The 24,694-nt window shown below is 69.9% G+C and carries 19 protein-coding genes, 1 tRNA gene and 1 pseudogene; 13 read left to right on the forward strand and 8 right to left on the reverse strand.

All coding sequences use genetic code 11. The features are described 5' to 3' along the window. Positions 1 to 26 precede the first annotated feature (26 nt). Positions 27 to 578 carry a carboxymuconolactone decarboxylase family protein gene (locus ACZ48Z_RS13015; protein ID WP_468735885.1) on the forward strand — a complete coding sequence of 184 codons (552 nt, stop codon included), beginning with the start codon at positions 27 to 29 and terminating at the stop codon, positions 576 to 578. 275 nt (positions 579 to 853) lie between these two features. Here the strand turns inward: ACZ48Z_RS13015 and ACZ48Z_RS13020 are convergent, their stop codons facing one another. Further along, on the reverse strand, positions 854 to 1,582 hold the full coding sequence (locus ACZ48Z_RS13020; protein WP_468735886.1) for a TetR/AcrR family transcriptional regulator: 729 nt from the start codon (positions 1,580 to 1,582) through the stop codon (positions 854 to 856). An 89-nt stretch (positions 1,583 to 1,671) separates the two neighbouring features. On the opposite strand from ACZ48Z_RS13020, the gene ACZ48Z_RS13025 reads away from it, so the two are divergent. After that, on the forward strand, positions 1,672 to 2,532 hold the full coding sequence (locus tag ACZ48Z_RS13025) for an SDR family oxidoreductase (protein WP_468735887.1): 861 nt from the start codon (positions 1,672 to 1,674) through the stop codon (positions 2,530 to 2,532). Between the two features lie 125 nt (positions 2,533 to 2,657). On the opposite strand, the gene ACZ48Z_RS13030 is transcribed toward ACZ48Z_RS13025, so the two are convergent. Then, positions 2,658 to 3,695 carry a helix-turn-helix domain-containing protein gene (locus ACZ48Z_RS13030; RefSeq protein WP_468735888.1) on the reverse strand — a complete coding sequence of 346 codons (1,038 nt, stop codon included), beginning with the start codon at positions 3,693 to 3,695 and terminating at the stop codon, positions 2,658 to 2,660. Further along, positions 3,692 to 4,513: a peptidoglycan-binding protein gene (locus ACZ48Z_RS13035; protein ID WP_468735889.1), complete on the reverse strand. Its 822-nt coding sequence runs from the start codon at positions 4,511 to 4,513 to the stop codon at positions 3,692 to 3,694. The genes ACZ48Z_RS13030 and ACZ48Z_RS13035 overlap by 4 nt, the downstream gene beginning before the upstream one ends. A 275-nt stretch (positions 4,514 to 4,788) precedes the next feature. Here ACZ48Z_RS13035 and ACZ48Z_RS13040 point away from each other — a divergent pair, with 275 nt between their 5' ends. After that, positions 4,789 to 5,235: a peptidoglycan-binding domain-containing protein gene (locus ACZ48Z_RS13040; RefSeq protein ID WP_468735890.1), complete on the forward strand. Its 447-nt coding sequence runs from the start codon at positions 4,789 to 4,791 to the stop codon at positions 5,233 to 5,235. A 309-nt stretch (positions 5,236 to 5,544) separates the two neighbouring features. Then, positions 5,545 to 7,188 (forward strand): peptidoglycan-binding protein, encoded by a 1,644-nt coding sequence (locus ACZ48Z_RS13045; protein ID WP_468735891.1) that lies wholly within the window; start codon positions 5,545 to 5,547, stop codon positions 7,186 to 7,188. Positions 7,189 to 7,470: 282 nt separating this feature from the next. Here the strand turns inward: ACZ48Z_RS13045 and ACZ48Z_RS13050 are convergent, their stop codons facing one another. Both ACZ48Z_RS13050 and ACZ48Z_RS13055 read right to left on the reverse strand, forming a co-directional pair. Next, positions 7,471 to 8,142 carry a class I SAM-dependent methyltransferase gene (locus tag ACZ48Z_RS13050; RefSeq protein ID WP_468735892.1) on the reverse strand — a complete coding sequence of 224 codons (672 nt, stop codon included), beginning with the start codon at positions 8,140 to 8,142 and terminating at the stop codon, positions 7,471 to 7,473. Between the two features lie 483 nt (positions 8,143 to 8,625). Continuing rightward, the gene (locus ACZ48Z_RS13055) at positions 8,626 to 9,423 is read right to left on the reverse strand and encodes a class I SAM-dependent methyltransferase (protein WP_468735893.1); all 798 of its coding nucleotides are present in this window, start codon (positions 9,421 to 9,423) and stop codon (positions 8,626 to 8,628) included. A gap of 631 nt (positions 9,424 to 10,054) precedes the next feature. Here ACZ48Z_RS13055 and ACZ48Z_RS13060 point away from each other — a divergent pair. Both ACZ48Z_RS13060 and ACZ48Z_RS13065 read left to right on the forward strand, forming a co-directional pair. Continuing rightward, entirely contained in the window at positions 10,055 to 10,588 is a 534-nt protein-coding gene (locus ACZ48Z_RS13060; protein WP_468735894.1) for a SigE family RNA polymerase sigma factor, read from the forward strand. Further along, positions 10,585 to 11,370: a hypothetical protein gene (locus ACZ48Z_RS13065; RefSeq protein ID WP_468735895.1), complete on the forward strand. Its 786-nt coding sequence runs from the start codon at positions 10,585 to 10,587 to the stop codon at positions 11,368 to 11,370. Before ACZ48Z_RS13060 ends, ACZ48Z_RS13065 begins: the two co-directional genes overlap by 4 nt. 136 nt (positions 11,371 to 11,506) lie before the next feature. Here ACZ48Z_RS13065 and ACZ48Z_RS13070 read toward each other — a convergent pair whose 3' ends face one another. Both ACZ48Z_RS13070 and ACZ48Z_RS13075 read right to left on the reverse strand, forming a co-directional pair. Next, on the reverse strand, positions 11,507 to 12,685 hold the full coding sequence (locus tag ACZ48Z_RS13070; RefSeq protein ID WP_468735896.1) for a cytochrome P450 family protein: 1,179 nt from the start codon (positions 12,683 to 12,685) through the stop codon (positions 11,507 to 11,509). 455 nt (positions 12,686 to 13,140) lie between these two features. Further along, positions 13,141 to 13,350 carry a DUF6243 family protein gene (locus ACZ48Z_RS13075; protein WP_468735897.1) on the reverse strand — a complete coding sequence of 70 codons (210 nt, stop codon included), beginning with the start codon at positions 13,348 to 13,350 and terminating at the stop codon, positions 13,141 to 13,143. Between the two features lie 514 nt (positions 13,351 to 13,864). Here ACZ48Z_RS13075 and ACZ48Z_RS13080 point away from each other — a divergent pair. The 6 genes and pseudogenes from ACZ48Z_RS13080 to ACZ48Z_RS13105 all read left to right on the forward strand — a co-directional run bounded on the left by ACZ48Z_RS13080 (position 13,865) and on the right by ACZ48Z_RS13105 (position 23,171). Further along, positions 13,865 to 15,085 carry a metallophosphoesterase gene (locus tag ACZ48Z_RS13080; protein ID WP_468735898.1) on the forward strand — a complete coding sequence of 407 codons (1,221 nt, stop codon included), beginning with the start codon at positions 13,865 to 13,867 and terminating at the stop codon, positions 15,083 to 15,085. Between the two features lie 553 nt (positions 15,086 to 15,638). Next, positions 15,639 to 15,761, forward strand: a complete 123-nt coding sequence (locus ACZ48Z_RS13085) for a hypothetical protein (RefSeq protein ID WP_468735899.1) — start codon at positions 15,639 to 15,641, stop codon at positions 15,759 to 15,761. Positions 15,762 to 15,776: 15 nt separating this feature from the next. Continuing rightward, a pseudogene (locus ACZ48Z_RS13090) lies at positions 15,777 to 16,022 on the forward strand (YybH family protein); the annotation flags it as partial. A 525-nt stretch (positions 16,023 to 16,547) separates the two neighbouring features. After that, complete coding sequence (locus ACZ48Z_RS13095; RefSeq protein WP_468735900.1) at positions 16,548 to 17,150, forward strand: DUF4328 domain-containing protein; 603 nt, start codon at positions 16,548 to 16,550, stop codon at positions 17,148 to 17,150. A gap of 775 nt (positions 17,151 to 17,925) precedes the next feature. Beyond that, the gene (locus tag ACZ48Z_RS13100; RefSeq protein WP_468735901.1) at positions 17,926 to 19,164 is read left to right on the forward strand and encodes a hypothetical protein; all 1,239 of its coding nucleotides are present in this window, start codon (positions 17,926 to 17,928) and stop codon (positions 19,162 to 19,164) included. 173 nt (positions 19,165 to 19,337) lie between these two features. Continuing rightward, positions 19,338 to 23,171 carry an nSTAND1 domain-containing NTPase gene (locus ACZ48Z_RS13105; protein WP_468735902.1) on the forward strand — a complete coding sequence of 1,278 codons (3,834 nt, stop codon included), beginning with the start codon at positions 19,338 to 19,340 and terminating at the stop codon, positions 23,169 to 23,171. A gap of 129 nt (positions 23,172 to 23,300) precedes the next feature. Here the strand turns inward: ACZ48Z_RS13105 and ACZ48Z_RS13110 are convergent. Next, a tRNA-Met gene (locus ACZ48Z_RS13110) sits at positions 23,301 to 23,374 on the reverse strand. Between the two features lie 339 nt (positions 23,375 to 23,713). Between ACZ48Z_RS13110 and ACZ48Z_RS13115 the strand changes: the two genes are divergently transcribed. Further along, entirely contained in the window at positions 23,714 to 24,484 is a 771-nt protein-coding gene (locus ACZ48Z_RS13115; protein WP_468735903.1) for an NPP1 family protein, read from the forward strand. Positions 24,485 to 24,694 lie beyond the last annotated feature (210 nt).

The raw sequence follows: 24,694 nt of genomic DNA on the forward strand, positions 1-24,694 counted from the left end.
TCCAACGCCCAGCGAACGGAGCCGACATGGAGTACCCGGACCTTTCCGCACTGCCCGCGGAACTGCAGGAGGACGTGACCGCTCGCGGTTCGCTCAACGTCTTCCGGATGATGATGCACTCCCCCGCGCGGGCACCCGGTGTGCTGGCGCTGGGGGATGCGATCCTGCGGCGGAACTCCCTGCCGGACCCCTTACGCGAACTCGCCATCGTCCGGGTCGGTCAGGCCTACCGGGCGGCGTACGAGATCCACCATCACGAGAACATCGCCCGTCTCGTCGGACTCGGCGAGGAGGCGATCGCCGCCGCCGCGACCGGCTCCCCCGAGGGCCTGTCCGCGGCCGAGGCAGCCGTTCTCACCGCGACCGACCGACTGCTCGCCCGGCATTCCCTCGACGATGCCGAGCGCAAGAAACTGCTGGCGTTTCTGACGGTGAACCAGCTCGCCGATCTCGTCATCACCGTCGGCTTCTACCAACTGATCTGCGACTTCCTCAACACCTTCGAGGTGACGACCGCGGGTGAGGCCCCGCCGCCCTATGGCGAGGTACCGTCCGCCGGGAGCGGCGAGGGCGAGTGAGGAGGGCATCCGCCGCGCGCGTCATGTTCGACCGCGATGGGCGGATGGGCGCACCATCGGCGGTTGGGAGGCGGTCCAGGCGTGCCCGGACAGCGGCCTGATCGAGGGTTCTCGATCACGCTCGCGCCCGTCCTGTTCGCCACCGGTCGGCACCGGCATCCGCCTGTTCGGCCACGTGGAACCCTGCCGCCTCCGGTCGAACTGCCCTGCATGGACGCATCGTCCCGGGTGCCTGTTCGCGACCTTTGACCTGCACGAGGTGGGCTGACGGAGGATCAGGCCCGCGGCATGCCGCCGTCTGCCGCCAGGCGGGTGAGCCACTCGCGCAGCAGGCGCTGCTCGGCGTCGCTCAGGACGTCGGCGTCGTCGGGGAGGGCGGCGCGCAGCGCGCGGGCTGCTGGGGCCGGCCCGGACTCCGCGGCGGGGACCGTCGGTTCGGCGCGGGTGACGGCGGCGACCATCAACTCGCGAAGGACGGTCAGCAGCGCCGGATTGCGGTGTTCTGCGGGGGTGGAGTGCCAGGTGATGACCCCGCCCTGGCCGGTGGCCTGGATGATCTGGACGGCCAGTTCCTCGTCGACCCGCAGCCATCCCGCGGCCGCCAGCCGACGCACCCGCCCGCGCAGGATCTCCAAGCCCGCCCGGTGCGCCGCGTCCGACTCCGAGCCGGTGGCCCTGTTCATCACGGCGAACAGTTCGGGGCGCGAGATCCCGAACTCCGCCACCATGTCCCAGCCGCGGCGCAGTTCCTCCACCGGGTCCTCCGGCGCGGGGTCGAGCTGCGCGCGCTTGCTCTCCAGGAACTGCGCATAGCCGTGTTCGGCGACCGCCTCCAGCAGTCCGTCCTTGTCGCCGAAGTGGCGGTAGATGGCCGGCGGCTGCATCCCGGCCGCGGCGGCGACCGCACGGGTGCTCAGCGCGTCGGGGCCGCCGCTCTCCAGCAGCTCGATAGCCGCCTCGATGATGCGTCGGCGGGCGCTGTCGGCGGTGTCACGGGTAGGCATGTATCGATGATATCGGGATATTGATTCCAACGTTAGTTCCAGTGTTACCGTATAGGTGATTCCACTGGAAACAACGTTGGGGGAACCCCGTGATCATCGTGACCGGAGCCACCGGAAGCCTGGGCCGCCGCACCGTCGAGCGACTCCTGGAGCGCCTCCCCGCCGACCGCGTGGGCGTCAGCGTCCGTGACCCCCGCAAAGCCCAGGGCCTCACCGACCGCGGCGTCCGCGTCCGACAGGGCAGCTTCGACGACCCCGCCTCACTCGTCCACGCCTTCGAGGGCGCCGAGCAGCTGCTGCTCGTCTCTCTCGACCGCACGGGCGAGGAGTGCGTCACCGGCCACCGCACCGCGATCGACGCCGCCGTGAAGGCCGGGGTCGGCCGCATCCTGTACACCAGCCAGATGGGCGCCGCCCACGACTCCCGCTTCCAGGCATGCCGTGACCACGCCCGGACCGAAGACCTACTGCGCGCCACCGGCCTGCCCTGGACCGCACTGCGCAACGGCTTCTACACCGCCAGCGCCCTGCACTTCCTGGAATCCGCCCGCCACACAGGCGACATCGCCCTCCCCGCCGACGGCCCCGTCGCATGGACCGGCCACGACGATCTCGCCGAGGCCACCGCAGCGATCCTTACCGACGAGGGCCGCTTCGAGGGGCCCACCCCTCCGCTCACCGGTCCGACGGCACTCGACTTCGACGCCGTCGCCGAGATAGCGGCCCAGGTCACCGGGCGTCCCTTCACCCGTACCGTCGTCCCCGACGATGCCTTCCGCGAGCAAGCCCTGGCCCACGGTGCCCCCGCCACGATCGCCGACCTTCTGATGAGCATCTTCGCGGCGGCGCGAGAGGGGGAGTTCACCGGCGTCGACCCGACCCTGGCCGAATTGATCGGTCGAGAGCCCACCACCTTCCGCACCCTTCTGGAACGCACCTGGGCCGAATAGACCCAGTGGTGCACGCACCCACCGCCATGCGCGCCGGCCTCGGCCCCTACCCAGCACACGCCCACCTGCTCGACCGGGTGCAGGCGTCCGCCCGTACGACATGGGGACGGTGCGCCGTGCTGCTATCAGCGGGCCGTGACAGAAGCGGAGACTGCCCCGTCCGTGGAGTGGGCCTTGAAGCACTCCCTTTCGCCGCCGGCCGCAGGGCTGAAGCAGGCTTGCACGGGCGTCCCGGGGCTGACCACGCTCATGAGGGTGTGGACGTAGGTGTCCACCTCGTTGCGGGTGGTGACCTGGGCACTGTGGAGAGAACCGTGGCGGCCTCCCACCCGCATCTCGACGCGGTCCTTCACGACCGCGCCCCACATCCGGGCCCAGCTCGTCCCGCATTCCTGGCTGTAGCGGATCTGGACGAAGGCACCGGTGGCGGTCTCGCGTTCGGCCAGGGTCAGCGGCTCGGCGCCGCATCGCATCGCGATCGGGTCCTTGTTCTGACAGGCCGTGTGCCGACAGAGCGGCCCCGTGGCCGCGGAGGGCGTGGGGGCCTGTGCCGCCTCATCGCGGTGCATAGGAGGAAGGTGCGTGAGTACGAGCGCCCCGAGAACGACGGCACAGGTCGACAGGAGGGCGGTGAGGATATGCGCGCGCCGGTGGGCCGTTGGGATCGTGCGCGTGTGGTCGGCGCCGCTCGGGAACGTCTCACTTGGGCCGGTGGCGGGCGGGGGTGCGTGGGCCGGAACGGCGTCGCTCGGAGCTGTCTCTCGGGCACCGATGTCGGCATCGGTGCCGGTGCCGGTGCCAGTGCCGGTGCCGGTGCCGGGTGGGGCAGTGGCGAAGCCTGGGGCTGCTGTGTCCGTCCCCGCGGCGACTCCCTGTCGTCGAACCGGAGTCGCCCGCGTCGGTCCGGTGTCCTGCGTCCGGTCCGCGCGGGCGATGTCCAGGAGCGCCAGCGCATGACCGGAGGGTTCGTCAGCGAGACGGCACAGCTCTTTGACCGCGCTGCGCGGTGGCAGGCTCTTGCCGTTGAGGTAACGCTCCCAGGACGACTTGCTGTAGGTGGTCGCGTTCGCCAGCTGCGCAAGGCTCAGTCCGGTGCGCTGTCGCAACTGCTGGAGTACGGCGGCCAGTCGCGCGCCCGGCGGCGAGGGTTCGCCGGGTGTCATTCGCGCAACGCCTTCCACGAGTGCGGTCCCAGCATGCCGTCGACGGTAAGGCCCGCGCGGCCCTGGAACGTCTTGACCGCCCGCAGCGTCAGCGGGCCGAACATGCCGTCGATCCCGCCGGGTGAGATGCCTGCCCGGCGCAGCAGACACTGCGCCTCGGCGACGTCGGCACCGGTAGCGCCGTAGACGATCTCGGTGTTGCGGCCCTCGTTGATGCCCGCCGACCAGCGGCCGTCGACCCGTGTGATGCGGCAGGTGTAGGAGGGCGTCGGGGAGGCCGCGGTGGCGCGGGGCGAAGCGGTGACGGCCGCCTGGCTCACTCCGTCGTCAAGGCGCAGCATGAGCAGCAGCACCGCCGAGAGCGCTACGGCCAGGGCGGCGACGCCTGCGGTGAGAGCGAGGTGTGGGAAGCGACCGGGGGCCGGTGCGGGGGCCCGGGGTGGCGTGCGCGCGGCCGGTAGCCCCGGATGCGGTGTCGTCCGACCGGCCTGTCGCTCCTGATCCCGCTCGCGCCGCTCGTCCGGCTGCTGTACGGCGGACCTTGCGCGTCGGCCGTCCCGGCAGTCGGCGGCGATCTCGTGCAGTGCGAGCAGGGGGACGGGGTCGGCGCCGGTGATCCTGGCCAGGGCCTCCACCGCCTCCCGCGGTGGCAGCGACGCCCCTCCCAGGTAACGCTCCCACGACTTGGCGCTGTAGCCGGTCTTGGTCGCGAGCTGTCGCATCGTCAGCTCGCTGTGATCTTTCAGTCGGCGTAAGCGGGTCACCAACTGCCGCGCGCTGAGGTCGAGTTCCGCGGGCAGCGTCTTGGAGCGCGGCATGTTTCCCCCAAAGTGGACGTCAGCATGGTCGTGTGCGTGAACGGCGGCCCCCTCCACTGCTGCGCATTCTGCATGAGCACGCCACATCTGTCACAGGTGTCCCACATCACCGTCCCACCCCACACTGTCGTCGCAGGTCAGCACGGTCGTCGTCCCGTAAGACCGCCACCTGGGCCGGACCGGTGGCCGCCGTGCCCGAGCGCCCTGCACCTTGGTCTCGCCACCTGGCCCGCTCGGCGTGACAGGTGCAGACCCCACAAACGAAAGAGGAACGCATGCGACCCAACGCTCTGGGCAGGACCATCGCCGGCCTCATCGCCGTCGTCGGCCTCGCCGCCGGCAGTGTGGCGACCGCGGGCACCAGCTTCGCGGCGACCACGAGCACCGCGCACACCGCGGTGGCCGCCCAGCCCGCCGCCGTGGCCGCGACGCAGAACTTCGGTCTGACCACGGCCGAGGCCAAGAACGTCCAGGACTTCCTCGCGGACAACTGGGGCTACACGGGGGCCATCGACGGTCAGCTGGGCACCAACAGCTGGAAGGCCTTCCAGCGCTGCCTGACGAAGTACTGGGGCTACACCGGTGAGATCGACGGGGACCCGGGCCCCAACACCATCAAGGCGCTGCAGCGTCTGCTCAAGGACAGCTACGGCTACACGGGCGACATCGACGGCATCGCCGGTTCGGGCACCCGGGCGGCGTTCAAGCGCTTCGCCGCCTGACCGGTACGACTTCCCCGACCGGTGCGACCCGTCTGTCCGGTACGACCTCCGCGCCCGGTACGACCTGCCCCTACGGTGCGACCTGCCTGTACGGCTGATCGTCGAACGACCGGGTTGATCGTCGAGTGACCGACCGCGGCCCGTCCTTGCCCGCCAAGGACGGGCCGCGAGTGCGTGTCCCGCTCCCCGCTCCCCGGTCCGCACCGGTACCGAACGCCTGTCGAACAGCGGCGAGTCGAGAGTCGCGGTTCCTCGGCACCTTTCCCCGCCACGCCCCACGCTCGTCTCGAGAAGGAGAACCTCGCCGCCATGGGAAGACTCGCATTCCTCGTCCGCGCCGAAGACAGGAACCCACCGCACAGAACCACACACCACACCGGACCGGGCTGGCGGATCCGCGTCGGGACGTTCGCCGCCACCGCGGCGATGGTCTCGGCCGGCATCGTGCTCGGCGCCGGCCCGGCGTCGGCGGCGCCGGCCCCCGTCAAGCTGACGTCCGCGTCCTGCCCCAACGAGATCGTGCAGGGCCAGGCAAGCGGCTGTGTCACGGAGTTGCAGAACCTGCTCAACGCGCACGGCGCCGGTCTGGCGGTGGACGGTCAGTTCGGGTCGACCACGCTCTACGCGGTCCGTGAGTACCAGGCCGCCACAGCGATCGCGGTGGACGGGCGGGTGGGCCCCGCCACCAAGAGCAAGCTGTACGCCACCGGCGGCTCGGCGCCCGCCCCCGTCAACCTCAACTCCTCCTCGTGCCCCGCGAACATCGTCCAGGGCGCCAAGGGCGGATGCGTCACCGAACTCCAGCGGCTGCTCATCCACCACGGCTACACGGTCGACGTGGACGGCGACTTCGGCGCCGGGACCGCCAGTGCCGTCCGCAGCTTCCAGTCCGCCCAGGGACTCACGGCCGACGGCCAGGTCGGCACGAACACCAAGCGAGCGCTGTACGACACCGACGAGTCACCGTCGACGGGCCTGGACCTGCGGTCGGCGTCGTGCCCGGAGAACATCGTGGAGGGACAGAGCGGCGGTTGCGTCGCCACGCTGCAGTCCCTGCTGAACGGCAAGGGACAGAGCCTCGACGTCGACGGCAGCTTCGGCCCGCAGACACTCACCGCCGTGAAGGCCTTCCAGTCCGCGAGCGGCCTCAGCGCCGACGGCCAGGTCGGCCCGAACACCAAGGCCGCCCTGTACTCGAACATCGGCGGAGGCGGCGGCAACGGCGCGCCCGCGCCGATCAACCTGAACTCCGCCTCCTGCCCGAACGAGGTCGTGCAGGGCCAGCGCAGCGGCTGTGTCACCGAGTTGCAGAGCCTGCTCAACCACCATGGCGCCGATCTCGCCGTCGACGGTGACTTCGGTGCGCTCACCGACAGTGCCGTCCGGGACTTCCAGGCCGAGAAGGGCCTCTCGGTCGACGGCCATGTGGGCCCGAACACGAAGGCCGCCCTGTACGGCGCGGTCACCCCGCCGTCGTCGCCCCCGCCCGGCGGCGGTTACGCCAAGATCCTCGACGTGGCGGCAGCCGAGGCCGGCACGGTCGAGGGCAGCGCCCGCGCGAACAGCTATGGCTCGGCCGTGGGTCTTTCGCTGTCCACCAACAACTACGCCTGGTGCGCGACCTTCGTGAGCTGGGTGGCCAAGCAGACCGGGGCCACCTCCTACCGCAACACCTATGTCTCGGGCTGGGTCAAGCAGGCGCGGGCCGGCACCTACCACCTCTCCGTGACGACGAGCCCGCAGCCGGGAGACATCGTGGCCTTCGACTGGGACGGCGGAAGCGACTTCACCGGCGGCCACGAGCACATAGGCATCGTGCGGACAGTGTCCGGGTCGTCCTTCACCACCGTCGAGGGCAACACGAGCAACCCCAACGGTGGCGGCGACGGCGTCTACGTCAAGTCCCGTGCCACGAACAGCGGTTACGACGTGGTCTTCATCCGGGTCCGCTGAACCGAACTGCCGGGGTCCTCGGCAGGCAGGACTCGCGAACCGCGGCCTGCCCTGGACTCCGGCACCGGCGACCGCTTCGGCGGGTGCACAGAGGAGTCGTACGACAGTCTGCGGCCCGGGTGCTCCGACCAGCGCCCAGGAAGGCAGTCTGCCACCCGGACCTCAACGGCACGCTCCCTGTTCCCCCTTCCCTCCTCCCCCGACGGCCCTGGAGTCCCGCACGCCGCGTCCATCACCACCGTCACTCGATCAGTGACCGCGCCACAGGGCCGCAGTACGTGTTCAGCGTTCCGTGCGGCGGGCCAGCAGGACCGAGTCCTCGGCCTCGACCGGCCCTGTGTCCCGTGCGAGCGTGCGGGTGCGCTGCTCCACGACGACGGGCTCGAAGTCGTCCGGCAGGCCGGGAAGGAGTTCCGCGGCCAGGAACATCGCCTTGCGGTGGCTCTCAGCGAGTTGCGTGAAGTGGTGGGACGGAGCGTGCCCGACCACCAGGAGCAACCCGCCGGGCGCAACCGCCGCGGCCAGGCGGCGGGTCACGTCGACCATGCCGCCGTCCGGGGCGTGCAGATAGTGGCTGGTGACCAGGTCGTACGACCGGTCGCCGGCATCGAAGGCCCTGGCGTCCACCTGCCACCAGTCGAGCAGGTCGGCCACGCCGGCCTGCTCGGCGTGGCGGGCGGCACGGGCCAGACCCTCGGCCGAGAAGTCGGCGCCGGTCACGCGCCAGCCCTGCCCGGCCAGCCACACTACGTCGCCTCCCTCGCCGCAACCGACGTCCAGAGCCGTGCCAGGGGTCAACTCAGCGGCGGTGGAGACAAGTTGCGGATTGGGCTCGCCGCTCCAGAACTGCTCCTGCCCCGCGTACCGCTCGTCCCATGCCGCCGGTTCGAACATCTCGGCGGCCGCCTGCTCGTCGTGCTCGCCGCTTCGACCGTGCTCGTGGTGTCCTGACACCGGATGCCTCCCACTGCTCGTAATGCTGTGCCGCGCCGCCCCGCTTGGGCGCGTTGTCGATGCTGCTCGGACCTGCGCCGAACCGCACGCAAAGTTGCCGAACCGGCAAACAGCAGGGTCCCTGGGGACTGGGCACGGACCTCCCCCGGCTGTCAGCCTTACTGGCTCCGAAGAAACCCGTCGATCATGTGCCTGCCGGCCTGTCGGCCTGCTGAGCGTAGGCCGGGGCCGGAGCAGACGTGGGGCTTCTCGTGGGGCTTCGAATCCGGCGCGACCCGCCCGCGGTGCCTGTCGGTCCGGTACGGGCGAGGCTTCCAAAGCCGCATCAGACAACGTTCGCCCTGTCCCCGTCCTCCGGTGCTGGTGCGGTTGCGGTTGCGGTTGCGGTTGCGGTCAGTCGGCTCGTGATTTCCTCGGCGGTCAGCACGAGTGCGAAGTTTCCGCTACATCATCTGCCGGAACGGACATGCCCAGGATGAGCGCCTACGCGAGGTCGTAAGCAGGGCGGATGTCGTCCGATGTGACAGAGGCTGCATCCCGACAGAACAACGCGGTCCACAGGAACGTCACACCGAAGAGTGCTGACTCGGGCGGCTCCTCCCGCATGCGGCGCAGTTCGACCTCCGCCAGGTCAGAGAAGATCCAGCGCAGCGATTCGGGCGTGTAAGCGAGGCCGCCCTGCAAGTCGCGCTCACGGTAGAGGTCCGCGTCGGCATGTTCCGATCCCATCCCTCCCTCGCCGGCAGCGAAGCTGGTGAGGGCGAGATGACCGCCGGGGGCCAGGACGCGGTCGAGGAGACTCAGGTAGCTGACCCGGCGGTGTGGCGGCAAGTGGTGGAAGCATCCCGAGTCGATGACCAGGTCGTACGGGCCACTCAACTCGGTTGCGGGGAGAGCGAAAGCGTCACCACAGAGGAATCGGACATTGACGCCAACTTCGCGAGCCCGGTCCTCGCCCCACGCGACGGCCACCGCGGAGAGGTCGACCGCGTCCACCTCGAAGCCGCGCGAGGCGAGGAACAGAGCATTGCGGCCCGCCCCGCAGCCCAGGTCCAGGGCCCGACCGGGAGCGACCAGACCCCGGTCGAGATAGGCGGCCAGGTTCTCGTCGGGCTTCGCCACGAAGAACGGAACCGGCTGTGATCGGTCGGCATAGAAGCGGTCCCAGAAGTCCTTGCCGTCGCCGGTCGCCGAGCGGCCGGCCTCGGCCTCGGCCTCGGATGCGAACAGCCCGTCCAAGAGTGCGAGAACGTCCTCGACTGTGCGTACGGTCCGGTCCACCCGGCCCCCTTTCGGCTGAGTGTGATCATAGAAGCGAGGAGAACAGAAGACCAGGTCAGGCGGTTTCGCGACGCCTGGAGTGGGCTGCTGCAGCCCCCGAAGGAGACCGGGAGGCAACCCACCCCAGGCCCCGACCCCACGTCCGCCCGAGCACCCTTGCGTGGCCAGGAAAGGTCCATCCCCGGCCACGCCCGGCACACTTTTTCGACGTGGTTTCGGGGGCGAGGATGACCGAGCGACGTCCGTGTCCGCCGGCGCCAGGGCCGTTGAGGAGTACGCGGCGGCAACCTTCTCGTCCTCTGCGGCAACCAGGAGCCGAAAGGCCGACTCGAACTACCGGATGGACGGGCATGAGGGCAACGAAGCACGCCGCGCCGCAACCGTGGCGCAGGCGCGGAATGATCACGAGCATTCCCTTGGCGCTGCTCGTCGCCGCCGTGCAGCCGGACGTCGCGCAGCCGACCGGCGTCCGGTTCGCCCGGCCTTGACCAGCCCGCCGGCCGGCCTGCACCGCCCCGCAACCATGCACGACCGCCGTTCGAATCCCAGGCTGGGCACTGTTAGGCTGCGACCCTCGTTGTTGAACGCGCAACTAACGCGCACATCATGGCAAGGAGAGGGCGACCGGGGGATGGTCCTCGATGACGCGTCCGTGGAGTTCCACGAATTCTTCGAACGCCACTATGCCGAGCTCGCCCGTCTGGCACACCTGCTGACCGGCGAGGCCGACGCGGCGGACGACCTCGCGGCGGATGCCCTGGTCGCCCTGTGGCAGCACTGGGACCGGTTGCGGCAGGCCGACCACCCGCTCGCCTACGCCCGTGGTGTGGTGGCCAACCTGGCGCGGGGACGGATCCGCAGCATGGTGCGGGAGCGACGCCGGATCACGCTGTTCTGGTCCCGCAGCCCCGAGAAGGTGGAGGGGCCGGACGCGGCGGCCGTGCTGGACGTCCGCGCGGCGCTCGCCCGGCTGCCGTTCCGCAAGCGGGCCTGCGTGGTGCTGCGGCACGCCCTCGACCTGTCGGAGAAGGACACGGCGGCGGCGCTGGGCATATCGGTGGGAACCGTGAAGAGCCAGACCTCGAAGGGAATGGCCGAGCTGGAAAAGCTACTGGGCGCACACGCGGCCGGGGACCTGGTGCCAGGGAGGAGGAGGAACCGGTGAACGAGGACATCGACCGTCGGCTGCGCGAGGCCGCCGAGGCCCACCGGCCCGACCGCGCGCGGATGCTGGCCCGGGTGGAACGCGGCATGGCCGGCCCCGCCGTCCGTCACCGCGCGCGACCGTTCGCGAGGTCCGGGACCAGGGTCGCCCTCGCCGGGCTCGCCGCCGGCGGCATCCTGACGACCGGCGGCCTCGCCGTCGCCGCCATCGTCGCGTCTCCCCCGCCGCCGCCCATCGTGACCACGCCTGCCGCCCCGTCCCCGACCGTGAGCTCCCCGCACCCGACATCGGCCCGCCCCACCCCTGTCGTGCCGCCCCCGGTCACCACCCCGGGCAGCTCGCGCCCGACTCCGTCGGCCACCATTCCCTCGCCGACCGTCGGCGAGAGCCAGAACGGGCCGCTGTGGTCGGCCGGCTCGCTGGATCCGAAGAGCACCGTCTACTGGACGCAGAGCGACCTCGTCCTCAAGACGGCCCAGCCACTCACCTCGCTCACGGTCGAGATCCGGATCGTGCAGACCGGCGGCGCGAAGAACACCGGCACCTGGCAGACCCTGCCGAACGGTGACTTCACCGTCACCGTCCAGGAGGCCGACGGCGCGCTGGTCTACCGCTGGGTCCTCAAGCCGGGCCTGACCCTTCCGGCCGGGAAACATGAGTTCGCCGCGCAGTTCAACAACGGCACCGGCGTCCGCAGTGCCGCGGGCGACGGCTACCGCGTCGACGCACAGGGTTCGGGCGGCTCCGCGTCGGTCCGGGGAGGGTTCGTCCCGACCCGGTGAACGCCGCTGTGCGGCAGGGCGACAGCGGCGGCCGTGAACATGCTTGCCTCGGTCGCGGCAACCTTTGTGTGAGTGGCGGCAACTGAGAGGCAGATTTAACGAACTACCGGTAACAGGACTCCCATCCGCCGAACACCTACGCCATGACGGGAAGCGCTGCGAGCCCGCGAACGAGACGGGTGGCTCGCCAGTCCAGTCGCTCAGCCGTTGTGGCAAGCCGGATGCCGGGGAACCGAGTCAGTACCGCTCGCAGGGCGATCTCCGCCTCGGCCTTGGCCAGGGGCGCACCGACACAGCGGTGGATGCCGTGACCGAAGCCGAGATGGGCAGCGGCGTTCCGGTCCAGGTCGAGCAGGTCCGGTGCCGGGAACCGCGTGGGGTCACGGTTGGCTGCGCCAAGAGAGACCAGTACCGGGGTCCCGGCCGGAATGTCGACACCGCCGAGCGTGACCGCCTCCGTCGCGAACCGGAAGGTGGCTGTGCTGACGGGGGAATCGAACCGGAGCAACTCGTCCAGCGCGGCCGGGATGTCGTCCGGATTCTCGCGAAGGCGATTCAACGCGCCAGGGTGCTGCAGCAGTGTCAGCACGGCGTTGCCGAGGAAGTTGGTGGTGGTCTCGTGCCCCGCCACGAGCAGCAGCACCGCCAGGGAGACCAGTTCCTCCTCGCTCAGACGCTCGGCTCCCTCACGAGCCGAGATGAGCCGGTCGAGGAGACTGTCACCGGGGTCCAGGCGCTTGGCGGCGACGAGGCCCGCCATATAGTCGGCCATGGAATGAGAGGCCGCGTCGATCACGTCGGGCCTGCCTGCCGCGAACAGTTCTCCGGACCAGCGTTGGACGTCGGGCCGATCTTTCTTCGGGACTCCGAGGAGCTGACAGATCACGATGACCGGCAGCGGCACGGCCAGGGCGGCCACGAAGTCGAACCGCTCTCCGACCGGCCATCGGTCCAGCAGTTCCTCGGTGACCCGCGCGATGAACGGACGCAGCTGCGCAACGGCCCCGGATGTGAACGCCTTGGTCACCAGCTTGCGCAACCGGGTGTGCCGGGGCGGGTCGCTGGCCAGCATGGTGTGCGCCACTGCGGGGTGCAGACGACGCCGTGACTCCTTGCCCGCGAAGAAGGCGGCCGTGTCCTTCGAGAGCCGAGGGTCGCACAGGGCTTCCCTGGCCTCCGCGTAGCCGGTGACCAGATAGCTGGGGCGACTGCCCGACTCCGTCGGCATGGACTGCACCGGGCATTTCGACCGCATGGCCGCGAAGGTGGGGTAAGGATCCTGGAGGAAATGGGGGTCCTGAATCGGGTCAGTCATGACGCCACACTCCAACGGACTCTGCCTCACCGTCACCCTCGACACGCGCAACACGGCGCGTATAGGCGTCAGTTCGCCGGAGGAACCACTGCCCTCCTCTGTGGAGGTGATCACGAAGACGGTCGCCACCGGACGACAGGGGCACCTCGCCAGCTGTGGGTGAGATCGCGGCTGTGATCGGCGAACGCCAGGATTTTGGAGCGGCGCTGAAGTGAGCGACAGCGACCGGGGGCAAGCCCCACGCCTACGCCCAAATCGGCACCTCGCCGTGACCACGTTCCGACGAACGCGGCGCGAGCGCGGTCGTCCTCAGCGAGGGCGGCCCGACACCGGCCAGCCGGCCGGCCCCAGGCTTCCAGCTCCCGCATCTGCTACGGAGCAGGGCCCGGACCCCGCGTCGTCGCGTCGCGGTCCGGGCCCTGCCCCATGCGGTGCCGCCGTGCGGCGGCGGTGCGTCAGCTCTGTGCGGTGTCGTCGTCCGTCTGCTCGGCGCTATCAGCTGCGCCTGTCTTCTCGCGCATCTTGCGCACCAGCTCCGCCTTCTGATCAGCGGCCCCCTGGCGGTCAAGGTTGCGGTGCGGACCGTTGTTCTGCCGTTCGGCGCGGGACAACTTCTTGCGCTGGCCGCCGCCCATGCCCACGGGGTTGTTGATGTTCTTGCTCACGGGTTCTCCCGGAATGATGTGAAGTGATCTACGGATTCATCGGTGGGGGACGGGCGCGGCGCCGTCAAAGGACGGCTGCAGGGGCCCGTCACGCTCTCACTCGTAAATCGGCGTCTGGAAGAACATGACCACGACGTTACCCGGTTCCGTCGTCGCCGCACACCAAGTTTTCGTCGTCCCGGCGTCGACCGGGCCTTCGACGAGCACCCGGGGTCAGCCGTTTTTCCAGAGCCGGCCGGAGGGGCTCAGGAGCACCATTCCTCGTCCCGTGCCTATCACGAGCCCCGGGACGCCCTCATGTCACAAACACCACCGCCTCACGGGTGCATGACAGCCCACCCGTGGACAGCGCTCTGATGTCGGCTCACGCCAAGGAAGGTGTCTGCGGTGGAGTCCTGCCGTGCCGCAGGGAACCGGTCGTTCCAAGAGAGTCGCGCCTGTGAACGCCGGTCGAACCACTGCGAGAACGACCGGATACAGTGCGCGAGACGGCAGTTCGTCAGGGAGGGCAAGCGTGACCGACACCAGCGACACCCGGCCCGCCGAGGGTGAAGCGCAGGCACCGCGGCAGAGCCGGCTGCACCGCCTGATGCGCTACATCCCGCTGATCGCCCCGGTTCTCCTGTGGGCCGTGCCCTGCTGGGTGCTCCTGTACACCGGCCAGCACTGGCCGCTGCCTGTCACGCTGGTCGGTACCGCCCTGTTCGCCCTCGGCCTCACCGGTATGCCGCTCGCGATGATGCGCGGCCACGGTCGGCGCCAGCAGGACCGGGCGGCGATCATCGGTGACACCCTGCTGGGGACCAGCTGGGTTCTGTTCACCTGGTCCGTGCTGATCGGCGTCCTCCTGCGGGTCGCCCTGACCGTGGCCGGCGTCGGCGAGAGCCAGGACCGGGCCCGCATCGTCACCTGGGCCGTCCTCGGCGTAGCCGCCGTACTGCTCGCCTGGGGATACGCCGAGGCCCGCCGCGTGCCCCGCGTGCGCCGACTCGACGTGGAACTCCCGCGACTGGGTGCCGGCTTGGACGGTCTCCGCGTCGTGCTCATCACCGACACCCACTACGGCCCCCTCGATCGCGCTCGCTGGTCGGCACGGGTGTGCGAGACGGTGAACACCCTCGACGCGGACCTGGTCTGCCACACCGGCGACATCGCGGACGGCACGGCCGAACGCCGTCGCGCCCAGGCCGCCCCACTCGCCACCGTGCGGGCAACCCGGGCCCGTGTATACGTCACCGGCAACCACGAGTACTACAGCGAGGCCCAGGGCTGGGTCGACCTGATGGACGAGCTCGGCTGGGAGCCCCTGCGCAACCGCCATATCTTGCTCGAACGCGGAGGCGACACCCTCGTGGTCGCCGGCGTGGACGACGTCACCGCCGAGTCCTCCGGCCTCGCAGGCCACCGCGCCCACCTCACCGGAGCATTGAACGGCGCCGACCCCGACCTGCCCGTCCTGCTCCTGGCGCACCAGCCCAAGTTCATCGACCGGGCGACAGCCGCCGGTATCGACCTCCAACTCTCCGGCCACACCCACGGCGGCCAGATCTGGCCCTTCCACCACCTGGTCCGCATCGACCAGCCCGTCCTCGCCGGCCTCAGCCACCACGGCCCCCGCACCCTCCTCTACACCAGCCGTGGCACCGGCTTCTGGGGCCCGCCGTTCCGCGTCTTCGCCCCCAGCGAGATCACCCTGCTCGTACTTCGCTCTCCGCACCGGTCCGCGTCGCTGTAGCGGTGGGCGGGTCGACACATCCACTTGGAGCTCGGAACGCGATCTTGTCGAAGTGCCCTGGTCCGGCGTGACCTATGCGACGATCCCGCCGTTCGGGAGGGTCTGAGTACTCGGCCGTGGATTTTCTTGTAGAGCTCCATCCGAGGAGACGTTCTCACCGCCCGGTGACGCGGTGTGGGCACGGACAAGGAAAGCGCCTCCGGTGCGAGTCGGCGGTGAACGCCGTACTTCTTCGACAGAGCCCAGATCGTCAGCTGGAGCTTCCAGTTGTCGTGCCGGATCCGGTCGAACAGCTCCTGCTTGGACAAGGACATCCGCAGCACCGCCCCTGCTGGCACCACAGGAACCGTCTCACCGCAAGAGCCGAGGCGGGGCCCCTTCCCCTGTCACCACCCCTTAATGCGCCCACGCGACCCGCCAGGGACAGCTCGAAGCCAACATATCGGGGCCGCTGACGGCTCTGGCAGCGATCACGAGGAGCCGTAACGATGGGTCACTGGAGCAGTCAAGAGAAAGATCGACGGCGGGCGAGGGCATCGGCATGATAGGCCACATGACGGATGGGAGATCTCTGGAATCTGAGCTCGCCGGGTTCATGGTCGAGTACGAACGGGCCAACAACAGCCATGACATTTCACGTGTCGTGCCGTTCATCGCCGAGGACGCCGTGTACTGATTCTCGGACGGCTCGTTTCGGGGCATCGAGGAGATCCGATCCGCGATCGAAACGACATTCGCGAGGATCCTCAACGAGGTGTATGAGGTCCGGGACCTGCAATGGCTCGTACTCACGGCTGATGTCTCCGTGTGCCGCTATCGGTTCGCCTGGTCCGGGGTCGTGGGAGGCGAACCGCGCTCCGGTCAGGGGCGAGGCACCAACGTGATCGTGCGGCGGGAGGGCGGGTGGAAGATGCTTCATGAGCATCTGAGCTCCTGACCGACCCGACAGGCGATCACTTCGTCCAGTTGGCTTCGTTCGCCGTGGTGCGGGCGAGGTGAGTCGTCTCGGTGGGGACGCTGAGCGGTTCCGGCGGTGACGGCGTCGATGTCGAAGGTCGGCCCTGGAGCCGACGCTCGTACCGGTCATGCACGCGGGCCGACACCCTGCCGCAGGACGGACATACGCCTTCACCGATTCGGCAGGCCAACCGCAACACCAGCCCACGCACTCCGTGCACCGCTGCGGTCACCAGCACCCCGAAGACCGCGAACAGCACGTCCTGCCAGGAGATCTCGTCATGGCCCCTGCCCTGGAGTCGACACCGGCGGCACGGTTCAGCCCGAGTCATCGACATGCTGCCCGCAGCCGGTCCCCGTGCACTTGCGGCTATCCGCTGTCGGAGCCGTGCATCCCGCCACCGAGGACACGAGAGACGTATGCGTGTGCAGCACGCAGACTCTATGATCACTGCGCCCCAGCGCCCGCCGCAGCCGTACACGCTTCCGAGACAGGCCGAAGACAATGACGAGCACCGTACGCAAAGCTCCCTGGATCCTTGCCCGTTCCGCGCAGGTGGCGATAGCAGTGGCTGCCGTGGCGGACGTGGCCCGCGCGGCGGCCGTCCGGGATCACTACCTGCACCACACGGATGCGTCCCTGCGCACGTCGGGCTTCGTCTCCATGATCTTCGTCTATCTGATGACTCTTGCGATCGTGCTGTTCCTCGTGTGGCTCGCCCGGTCCCGGCGCAACGCCCAGGAGCTGTCCCCCGGTGGCTCGGTCCCGAGTGGGGGCTGGACGATCGGCGCGTGGTTCATACCGGTGGTCAACCTCTTCGTCCCGCGTCAGCTCGTCCTCGACATCGGGCGCGCCAGCTCCGCGTCGTGGGAGCAGCAGCGAGGCACAACGCTGGTGAACCTGTGGTGGATCGCCTGGATCCTGGATGCGGTGGTGCTCGTGGTGGCTGGCCGGGTGGCCCCGGGGTCGATGGCGTTGTTGGTGGTGGCGGAGACCTTCATGATCACAGCGGCCGTGCTGCTGGGGCTCGTCATCGAGCGCATCACGGCGCTGCAGCGGACCGCGCTCGGTGCCACTGTGCCCGTCGCACCACTCGCCAAGGCTTGAGACGGAACCTCCGATGTGCTCCCGCAAGGTGGCGTGAGAGGCGACGCGCGTGACCGGCAATGACCTGGCCTCGGTTCATGGCATGAGCCGACCCGGACCTCATCGGAAGAGCAAGGAATACTCCTAACCTGCACCGACAAGCCGTGCAGCGCTTCAGGTGCAGGAGCGTATCGAGTGCTGTCCGGGTGTCGGCGTGGATGGCCACAGTCGCAACGCGGTCTCCCAGACCGAAACAATGCTGCGGGTGGAGATGGTCCGCAGTAGCGGCCGTGGCACCGGAGATCGCCCCCGTTCACGCCAGGCAACTCCCCCATACCGGCGAGGTGCCTGCACCGCAGGCATAGGGCGTCCGGTCTCCGTCGCCAAGAAACCCGGTGGCCTCGGCGCCCTTCCCTCGATGTGGCGAGATCGAGAACCTTTCGACGGAACCCCGGCAGACAACCGCCGGGCACAGCCTCCGGAGGCTGCTCGATCGGCCACTGCCCAGCAACCCGACTCCATCAAGCCCACGGCAGACCGAAAAGCATGGTCCCAGACGCACGCATCAGGGACCAGTCGGCGAGCAGGATCGTAAGCGTTCACGGGAAGAGCCGGCCACGTCGGGGGCGCACGGGTCGAGCCGCGGGAGTTTGCCCAGGTCGTGGAGTTGTTTCGGGCCTGGAGAGGGGCTTTGGGAACAATCGCGAGCGGCAAAGGATCAGGTCTGTCCCCGCAGTCCCCGCCTCCAAGGAGCTCCTCAATGCTGCCCTGGGTTTCCAGACGCCCGCTAGGACGGGTGCCGATACGGACGTTGCTCATCGCGGTCCTGGTCGCCGCTGTGATCACCACCGTCATGGATTTCACGGCGCCCTCGCGCATGGCCGCGGCACCCCGGGTGTCGGTCTCGCAGATCTGTGACGACTCGGTCAACGCGATCGTGGCCGCGTACGGCGAGCAGGCCCGCCCCGCGATGACCGGGCCGGTCGTCCAGTCCGCCTCCTACACGCTCACCGGCCAGCAGGTGGAGATCGTGGCCGCCAAGAAGAAGGAGGCCACCGCCGACTGCGCGAGCAAGCTGCACAAGGCGGCGCAGGCCGGCTGGTCCTACATCTCCGCCCGGGGGGTGGAGATCGCGGTGGACGCGGCGATCACGATCCTCGCCTCCACGCTGATCTGCTCACTCACCGGTCCGGTCGGCTGCAAGTGGGGCGTGCGCTTCGCCTCGTTCGCCGGCGGGTTCGCCGGCGCCCTGGCCTTCCAGTACCTCACCGACGGCTACCTCAACTGGAAGAGCGTCGGCGGTGCCTTCTTCGACGCGACGGTCTCCATGCTGGCCTTCTCCGGCCTCGACAAGCTGGACGAGGCCTACGTCGGCAGGGGCGTCCGGGCCACCTTCAAGAGCGCCGGACAGGCCATCAAGTCCGTCGGCGCCCGCATCGGCAACATCGGGCCGAACATGGTCGGCAGTGTCCAGAACACACTGAACTACGTCATGGGCCACAACTTCGGCGCCTTCCCGATCGCCTACACCGGCGGCGGTTCGATCGAGCCCGCCATCGCCGAGAAGCAGGGCCAGCCGATCGCCGACGGGGTGCAGTTCCGCATCCCCTCCCACGCCTCCGGCAGCGATGTGCACGACGACCTGTACTCCGGCAGCTACAACCGCCCGTTCTACAACTGGGACGTCGCCGAGACCCCGCACACCAACTCCGACGGCGCCATCGGCTACCTGATCGGCCAGGGCAGCAAGTGCCTGACCAACACCAGTTACAACGTCGCCCTCACCCCATGCAACTACAGCGACTCCCGCCAGTGGTGGTTCGCCGACGGTGACGAGCTGATGGCCTCCAACGGCAAGTGCCTGGCCGAGGACGCCACCCACCAGCAGCGGTGGGCGGTCTCCTGCGACGGGCTCACCTACGCGGCCAACTCGAACAAGGACGACCAGTTCCTGATCACGCCGCCCGGCGGCACCTACATCCCCGACACCGTCGCCAAGTGGAGGAGCCACATCTCCGTCTACGAACACGCGTGAGACGGCGGTTCCTCTGACCTGCTGACGGCCGGGCCGGTGATCCATGTCACCGGCCCGGCCGTTGCGGGTCCCCGGTCGGCTCAGTCATAGTGCGGGAACCATGCGGCTTTTTGCCGCTTTCTGATGTTTCCTGTTTGTTTCGGAGAGCTGGATTGGGTCGTCCTGAACGCCCGGTGGACCCTGCCGCCGGGCCGACGCAGCGGTTCGCCCACGAGTTGCGTGAGCTGCGGCAGAGCGCGGGCAGCCCCTCGTACCGCATGATGGCGCAGCGAACGGGCATGTCGGTGACCACGCTGGCACGGGCGGCGGCCGGGGAACGGCTGCCGTCGGCGGCGGCGGTACGGGCGTACGCACAGGCCTGTGACGCCGACCCCGCCGAGTGGGAACTGCGCTGGAAGACCGCCGCGGAGGAGGTCGCCGCCGAGGAGACGGCCGCCCGCGGCGACGCGGAGGCCGACGGCGCCGAGAAGTCGCCGTACCGGGGGCTGGCCCGCTTCGAACCGGGTGACCGGGCCCTGTTCTTCGGCCGCGCGCGCCTGGTGAGGGACCTGCTGGACCTTGTGCGCGAGCGCCGGTTCGGGGCGGTGTTCGGGCCCTCCGGCAGCGGCAAGTCCTCCCTGCTGCGGGCCGGACTCGTCCCGGCCGCCCAGGAGACCGCACGGCATACGGGCCGCCCGGTGGCGCTGCGCATCCTCACGCCCGGGGAGCGCCCTGCGGCCACGTACGGCCACCTGCTGGAGCCGGGGGACGGCGACCCGGACAGCTGGGTGATCGTCGACCAGTTCGAGGAGGTCTTCACCCTCTGCCGGGACCGAGCCGAACGCAGCCGTTTCATCGACCTGCTCCTCACCGCCAGGAACCCCGCCTCCCGGCTCCGCGTGGTGATCGCGATGCGTGCCGACTTCTACGGCCGGTGCGCCGAGATACCCGGACTCGCCGACGCGCTGCGGCACAGCGGCCTGTTGGTCGGGCCGATGAGCCCCTCCGAACTGCGGGAGGCGGTCACCGGGCCTGCCGCCGCAGCCGGTCTGGTCGTCGAACGGGAACTGACCTCGCGGATCGTGGAGGAGGTGGTGGACCAGCCCGGCGGGCTGCCCATGCTCTCCCACGCCCTGTTGGAGACCTGGCGGCGACGGCGGGGCCGCATCCTGACACTCGCCGGGTACGAGGAGGTCGGCGGCGTCCACGGCGCCATCGCGGCCAGCGCGGAACGGACGTACGGCGCGCTGACACCGGCCCAGGCGCGCACCGCCCGCCGGCTTCTCCTGCGGTTGGTCGCCCCCGGTGAGGGCACTCCCGACACCCGGCGTTCGGCCACCCGCGCCGACCTGGACGAGTGGTCCGACCCCGAACTGCCCACGGTCGTGGAACGGCTCGCCGCCGCACGACTGCTCTGCCTGGACGGCGCGACGGTGGACCTGGCGCACGAGGCGCTGATCAGCTGCTGGCCGCGGCTGAGCTGCTGGATCGACGAGGACCGTGAGCGGCTGCGACGCCACCGCGACCTCACGGAGGCCACCCGCACCTGGCACGAACTCGGCCGCGACCAGGGAGCCCTCTACCGGGGGGCCCGCCTTGACCGCGCAGTCGAACTCTTCCCCGGGCCGGGGCAGGCACAAGCGGGGGAACAGGGACAGCACGACGATCTCACCGCCGCCGAGCGGGCGTTTTTGACGACCGCCCTGGAGGTCCGCGACCAGGAGCGCCGGTCGGCGGCGCACGCGAGGAAGCGAACCCGCCGACTGTTCGCGGCGCTCTCCGCCCTGCTGGCCGTGGCGCTGGTGACCGGCGTGGTCGCCTGGCAGCAGCACGGCACCGAGGTTCGGGACAGCGAGGACACCGCAGCCCGCCGGGTCGCCGAGACTGCCTTGACGATGCACACCACCGATCCGCGTACCGCCATGCTGCTCAGCGTGGCCGCCTGGCGGATCGCGGCCCTCCCGGAGACCCGAGCCGCACTGCTCGGGGCCATGGCCATGCCCGAGGAGGATGTCTTCACCGATCCCGGGCCGGGCGCCGACGCACGCTTCCTCACCGACTCCGGCCGTGTCCTGTTCAGCGCCACCGGCCGCACGTGGCACACCTGGGACACGGTCACGCACCGGGCGATCGCCTCCGGGCGCCTGCCGTCGAGTCCGGTACTGGCGAGCAGCCCGGACGGCCGCGTGCTCGCGCTGGACCTGCCGGGCGATGGCGGTTGGCGGCTGTGGGACCTGGCGACGGGCCGCTGGACCGGAGGGGCGCATCCCATACCGGACGAGTACCTGCCCTCCTTCGGGACCGACCCGCACACGTACCTGGCCACTGCCATCGAGGATCCGCGGCTCGACCTGCGTTCGGTGACGGACGGCCATGTCCTGCGCCACGCGCAGGTCCCCAGCGACGCCGACATCGCCGAAACCCCCGACGGCCGACTGGTGGCGGTCTGCCCCGTCAGCGGCCCGCTCCAAGTCCGGGACACAAGCCGCCGGCGCGATCTTTCGGGCGGCTGGGCGAGCGCCGGCGAGAACCACTGCGGTGACGACAACGCACTCCTTGCGTTCGACTCGGCAGGCGACCGGCTCGCGGTGGTCTCCCATACGGGCGTACAGGTCTGGAACACGACCTCCGGACGGCTCATCGCTGCCATCGCGTCCCCGGACGTCTCTTCCGCCGCCTTCAGCCAGGACGGAAAATTCCTGGCCACCACGGACACCGGCCGGCTGGCGGTGTGGCGGCTGTCCGTACCGGACTCACCCGTCTTCCGCCACGACCTGAACGGCCGCCAGCCATCCGGAGCCTTCACCTGGGACCCCGGCAAGCCGGTCCTGCGCTATCTCGAAGCAGGCTCGGTCCACGCTCTCGACGTGGGCGCGGCCGTCACCTCCGCCTGGCACGAAACCCCGCTGAACAACACGCTGCTGAGTCCGGACGGCCGTGTCCTCGCCACCGCCGAACAGGCCGACGGGGGCTACGTCTTCAGGCTGCGGACGACCGGCGACGGGCGTCTGCTCCGCACACTGCCGACCGTCCCGCTCCCCACCCCCGCCGACGGCAGCGGTCCGATCAACACGAACTACGCCCTGACGTTGATGTCGTTCACCCCGGACGGCACCACCTTCGCCTACGGGATCTCCGCACCGGGGCGCGGGACGACCAGGCAGCTCGTACGGGTCTGGGACCTGGCCGGCGACCATGCGCGGACCACGCTGGACCTCGCCGCATCCGCCCCCGAGGCAGCGGTGGAGGCGATGGCCCTGGGCCCAGGAGCGCGCACCCTGGTGGCCGCCCGACCCCAGGCCACCGGTGAGAACGCGGAGGTGTGGAGCACCGAGCGACACCGCCGGACGTCAGTGCTGGGCGATCTGCACGACACCGCACTGGCTCTGCGCCCCGACGGCCACCTGCTCGTCGTCGGCGACAGTGTCACCGCCCTGCCCGCCGGGCCCAGCAGGAAGCAGGCGCTGAGCCGGGGCGATGAGGTGGAGGCGTTGGCCTTCAACGCGGACGGCTCCCAGGCGGCGGTCGGTGACGCCTCCGGCCACGTCACCCTCTGGGACGCCGGTCTCAGCCACCGGCTCGCCGTCCTGCCGAACGCCTTCCCCGCCCCCCTGGCGGGCGGCGATCCCGAGGCCGTCAGCGCCCTGGCGTTCAGCCCCGACGGCACCACCCTCGCGGTGGCCGGTGACTTCGGCTCGCTCCAACTCTGGGACACCGCCGGCCACGAGGCCCTCAGCCCCGTCACCACCCCCGGCGAGGGCATCACCTCCCTCGCCTTCGGCTCCGACGGCAGCGCCCTGTACGCCGCCGGCTCACACGTCCCCCTGCGCGCGTACCCCGTCACCCCGTCCTACGCGGTCGCCCGGATCTGCGCGCGCACGGCAGGCAGCCTCTCCCCCGCCGAATGGCACACTCTCATCCCCGAAACCGACTACCGCAGCGTGTGCCCGAACGGCAACGCGCCGGACGCAGGCCACTCCCCGGGCAGGACCGATTCCGCCCACGCCGGGGCATCGTCGCCGAGGTAGGTGTCCGGCTCCGTCGGCGCGTATGCGGTGATCCCGTGGGCGACCGCGTCACCGGTCCCCGGCCGCCGTACAGAACCGGACGTCTCACAACTCCGGCCCCTCAACATGATGTTGAGGGGCCGGATCTCGTAGCGCGGGCCGGATTTGAACCAGCGACCTCTGGGTTATGAGCCCAGCGAGCTACCGAGCTGCTCCACCGCGCGTCGGTGTGACCTCAGCTTACGCCACACGCGTGAGGCGGGCAGGGATTTATTGCCGGGTGCCGGACGCGTCGCCCCGCGCGGGACGGTGGGCCTAGCGGCGTGCGCAGGAAGGCCTTTCCATCAGCCGGCACGCAAGGGGCGTGCGGGGCACCGACTGCGGGCATGCCGACCGGCCGTCCGCGCCCGTCGAACCGCCGGCAGCTGGTGATCAGTTCGGCAAAATGCCGCCACGAGTTTGGCCGAAAGCCCTTCCATCGGCCTTCCGACTTGCCAGTCTCTGTCTGCACACGCCGGATGTCATGTCCGCGATCACCTCACCGCATCGTCATGGAGACCCCCATGCCTCGAACCGTCAGCAGGACCTTCCGGCTTGTCAGAGCCGCCGCCGTCACGGGTAGCGGCGCCGCTCTCGCCGTCACCCTGACGGGCAGCGCCTCCGCAGGCGTGTTGCAGAACCTGCCGGAGAACTCCACCACGTTCCAGAAGGACTTCGAGCCCGTGTACGACTACGACACGGACTCCTGCTACCCGGCCGCCGCCATCGACTCGAACGGAACCCTCAACGGCGGTCTGAAGCCGACCGGGCCCATCACCGGCCAGTGCCGCGGTGACCACCTCGACCACGCCAACACCTACTCGCGGGCCAAGTGCAACAACGGCTGGTGCGGGATCATCTACGCCAGCTACTTCGAGAAGGACGAGGCCTCTCCGGGCATCGGCCACCGCCACGACTGGGAGTGCATGGTGGTGTGGGTCGCGCAGGGGGCGGACACGCCGTCGTACCTGTCCGCCTCCCGGCACGGCGGCTTCAGCACCCACCCGATCGCCGACGTGCCGATGAGCGGCCGGCGGGTCATGGCCGTCTACCACAAGGACGGCGCCAGCACCCACGCCTTCCGCTTCGCCAAGTGGGGCGAGACGGCTGAGAACGACACCGGCGCCTGGCACCAGGAGAACCTGCTGACCTGGGACAACCTCGCACCCGGTCTGCGCACCATCCTGAACGGCTCCGACTGGGGCAGCGCCAATCTCCCGCTCCAGGACTCCAGGTTCAACGACACGCTCAACAAGGCCAAGCCGGGCGAGATCCCCTTCGACCCGTACGCATGACGCGGAGGCCGGCGCGGCACAGGGACCGCAGGCCATGAGAGTCGCCGCCCCACATACCGGGGCGGCCGACGCCGACGTCGACGAGAGCCCCGGCATGGGATGTGGTGCCGGCCCGGCCTCACGGGATCCGGACGAGCTCCCGTCGACAGGCGGATCGAATCCTGCGGTGACAGTGAGTCTTGGGACACGTTTTACGCTGTACACGCAACT

The sequence above is a fragment of the Streptomyces sp. NPDC031225 genome, assembly GCF_055570355.1.

Bases quoted from the DNA above. Each gene is read 5' to 3' on its own strand.
- ACZ48Z_RS13015 (WP_468735885.1), top strand. From the start codon at position 27: ATGGAGTACCCGGACCTTTCCGCACTGCCCGCGGAACTGCAGGAGGAC.
- ACZ48Z_RS13020 (WP_468735886.1), bottom strand. From the start codon at position 1,582: ATGCCTACCCGTGACACCGCCGACAGCGCCCGCCGACGCATCATCGAG.
- ACZ48Z_RS13030 (WP_468735888.1), bottom strand. From the start codon at position 3,695: ATGACACCCGGCGAACCCTCGCCGCCGGGCGCGCGACTGGCCGCCGTA.
- ACZ48Z_RS13035 (WP_468735889.1), bottom strand. From the start codon at position 4,513: ATGCCGCGCTCCAAGACGCTGCCCGCGGAACTCGACCTCAGCGCGCGG.
- ACZ48Z_RS13040 (WP_468735890.1), top strand. From the start codon at position 4,789: ATGCGACCCAACGCTCTGGGCAGGACCATCGCCGGCCTCATCGCCGTC.
- ACZ48Z_RS13045 (WP_468735891.1), top strand. From the start codon at position 5,545: ATGGGAAGACTCGCATTCCTCGTCCGCGCCGAAGACAGGAACCCACCG.
- ACZ48Z_RS13060 (WP_468735894.1), top strand. From the start codon at position 10,055: ATGGTCCTCGATGACGCGTCCGTGGAGTTCCACGAATTCTTCGAACGC.
- ACZ48Z_RS13070 (WP_468735896.1), bottom strand. From the start codon at position 12,685: ATGACTGACCCGATTCAGGACCCCCATTTCCTCCAGGATCCTTACCCC.
- ACZ48Z_RS13085 (WP_468735899.1), top strand. From the start codon at position 15,639: ATGACGGATGGGAGATCTCTGGAATCTGAGCTCGCCGGGTTCATGGTC.
- ACZ48Z_RS13095 (WP_468735900.1), top strand. From the start codon at position 16,548: ATGACGAGCACCGTACGCAAAGCTCCCTGGATCCTTGCCCGTTCCGCG.
- ACZ48Z_RS13115 (WP_468735903.1), top strand. From the start codon at position 23,714: ATGCCTCGAACCGTCAGCAGGACCTTCCGGCTTGTCAGAGCCGCCGCC.